General features: G+C 69.9%; 2 protein-coding genes and 1 pseudogene. 2 read left to right on the top strand and 1 reads right to left on the bottom strand.

Translation table 11 applies throughout. The features are described 5' to 3' along the window. Nucleotides 1–244, top strand: a pseudogene (locus tag IG08_RS0153075) (cyclase family protein); the annotation flags it as partial. Nucleotides 245–364: 120 nt separating this feature from the next. Here IG08_RS0153075 and IG08_RS0153070 read toward each other — a convergent pair. Further along, nucleotides 365–2359, bottom strand: a complete 1995-nt coding sequence (locus IG08_RS0153070; RefSeq protein WP_030621992.1) for an alpha-ketoacid dehydrogenase subunit alpha/beta — start codon at nt 2357–2359, stop codon at nt 365–367. 218 nt (nt 2360–2577) lie between these two features. Here IG08_RS0153070 and IG08_RS0153065 point away from each other — a divergent pair. Beyond that, nucleotides 2578–2782 (top strand): TetR/AcrR family transcriptional regulator (locus IG08_RS0153065; protein WP_030621990.1); only part of this gene is annotated, 205 nt, incomplete at its 3' end.

The following is a 2782-nucleotide window of genomic DNA, read 5'->3' as shown; positions in this document are numbered from 1 at the left end:
CGCATCCGACAACTACGCCATCGAAGGCGTCGGCGTCACCCAGGCCCAGGGCCCCCACACCCTCCTCCCCCTCCACCACCTGTGCCTGTTCAAACTGGGTGTCCCGATGGGCGAACTGTGGTACCTCCACGACCTCGCCGCCTGGCTGCGCGAACACCGACGCAGCCGCTTCCTCCTCACCGCACCCCCCCTCAACCTGCCCGGCACACAAGGCAGTCCGCTCACTCCGGTCGCCACCGTCTGACAGACGGGCGGGACCGGATCCGCCCTCGGCTCACCAGCCTGTCCTGCCGATACGGCCGGGCCGGAGGCGGGAATCGCAAGAGGAGGGCCCCGGGAGCTGAGCTCCCGGGGCCCTCCTTTTTCACACCGCGGCGATGCGTCGCACTGTGTCCGCGATCGTGTCCCGTGAGGGCAGCCACACCCGCTCCAGCGACGGCGCATACGGCGCCGGGACCGGGGGCGGCGCCACCCGCGTCACCGGGGCGTCCAAGTGCCAGAAGCCCTCGTCCACGGCGAGCGCGGACAGTTCGGCGCCGACGCCGAAGTCCCGCACCGCCTCGTGCGCGATGACCAGACGATTGGTCTTGGCGAGGGAGGCCAGGACGGTTTCGCGGTCCAGCGGGGCGATCGTGCGCAGATCGATCACCTCGACACTGATGCCCTCGCCGGCCAACAACTCCGCGGCGGCCAGGGCGTCCTGGACCATCCGCGACCAGGACACCAGCGTGATGTCCGTGCCCTCCCGGATGACCTTGGCCTTGCCCAGCGGGATCAGGTGGTCGGCCGGCGGGCGGGGGCCCTTGAGGCCGTACTGCAGCCGGTTCTCCACGAACACCACCGGGTTGGGATCCCGGATCGCCGCCCGCAACAGACCATAGGTGTCCGCCGGGTTGGACGGCATCACCACCGTCAGCCCGGGAATGTGCGCCAGCAGCGCCTCCAGGCTCTGCGAGTGCTGACTGCCCGAGGAGCGGCCCGCACCGAACTGGGTGCGCACCACCAGCGGCATCGAAGCCCGGCCGCCGGTCATGAAGCGCAGCTTGGCCGCCTGGTTGAGCAGCATGTCCAACGCCACCCCGATGAAGTCCATGTACATGATCTCCACCACTGGCCGCATGCCGGCCATGGCCGCCCCCACCGCCGTGCCCAGGATCGCGCTCTCACTGATCGGGGTATCGCGGACCCGGCCCGGGAACGCATCCGCCAGACCGCGGGTGAGCCCGAAGACGTTGCCGCCCGCGCCGACGTCGATCCCGGCCACGAACACCGAAGGATCGGCGGCCAGTTCGTGCTCCAGGGCCAGCCGGACCGCATCCATGGAGCGGAAGACCTCCCCCTGCGCGGGGGCCGGTTCGGGGATCACGGTGCGCGGGGCGGACACGAAGTCGTACAGGCTCTCCGGCGCCGGCTCGGGCAGAGCCCGCGCCCACTCCACCGCCGCCTCGATCTCCTTGTCGATCTCCTCATCCACCGCATCGGCGAGCGCTGTGGCCACTCCGGCGGCGGCCAGGTGCCGGCGGGCTACCAGCAGCGGGTCGCGCTCCTTGGCGCTGGCGACCTCCTCCGGCGTGCGATAGCGCTCGGGGTCGCCCTCGTAGTGGCCGTGCCAGCGATACGTCTCCGCCTCCACCAGGATCGGGCCGCCGCCCGCACGCAGCCGCCCGACCACCTCCGTCATGGTGCGGGAGACGGCGAGCACGTCGTTGCCGTCGACGTGCTCGTAGTCGATGCCGTAGCCGGCGGCCCGGGCGGACAGCGGGGCGCGGTGCTGGTCGGCCTCCGGCGAGAACTCGGAGTAGTGGTTGTTCTCGCAGAGGAAGACGACGGGCAGGTCCCATACGGCGGCCAGGTTGACGGCCTCGTGGAACATGCCCTGCGCAACCGCACCGTCCCCGAAGAAGGCCACCACCACATCCCCCGCGGCGCGCAGCTTGGCCGCGGTGGCCACGCCGGCGGCGATGGGAAGGCCGGCGCCGACGATGCCGTTCGCGCCATAGATGCCCAGGCCCGGATCCGCGATGTGCATCGAGCCGCCCCGGCCGTGGCAGGTGCCCGCCTCCCGGCCCATCAGCTCGGCCATCATCGACGCCGCATCCAACCCCTTGGCCAGCACATGACCATGACCGCGGTGCGTGGAGGTGATCCCGTCCCGCTCCCCCAACGGCCAGCACGCGCCCACCGCACTGGCCTCCTGGCCGATCGACAGATGCAGAAAACCCGGAATCTCCGTCGCCTTGTACAGCTCCGACGCCCGCTCCTCGAAGCGCCGGATGCGACGCATCCGCCGATACATCTCCAGAAGTTGTTCCGCGGGTGCGGAACCGGTCGTAGCCTGCTGCGGTGCCTCAATCGTCATGCGCGTCCTCGCAATGCTCGCGCGGGCGACACGAGGCCGCACCGCCGGAGTCCCGACTTTTAATGTACCGTCTGGTCTAGCAAACTGGTTCAAGCAAAATAGAACGAGGTCCCGGGCCCGCTTCCCCCCGGATGTGCCGAAGGCCGTCCGGATGCGGACACCGGGTCATGTCTCATCGATGTGTCGACACGTCGGCACCTCAGGCGGGGAGAGAAGCAATGCCACGACCACCGGGCCACGGGCCGGACTTCGAGGTCAGACGCCAGAAGATCATCGACACGGCCGCCGAGCTGTTCGCCCGCCAGGGCTACGCGGCGACCTCGGTCAACGATCTGGGCCGTGCGGTCGGGCTGGCCAAGGGCGCGCTGTACTACTACATCGGCTCCAAGGAAAACCTGCTGATCGAGATCCAGTCCCGGGTGA

The sequence above is a fragment of the Streptomyces fulvoviolaceus genome, from assembly GCF_000718165.1.
In the GTDB taxonomy this organism is placed as follows: Bacteria; Actinomycetota; Actinomycetes; order Streptomycetales; family Streptomycetaceae; genus Streptomyces; species Streptomyces fulvoviolaceus.
The sequence above is the reverse complement of the archived record's forward strand: the minus strand, read 5'-3'. Positions and strand labels throughout refer to the sequence as shown.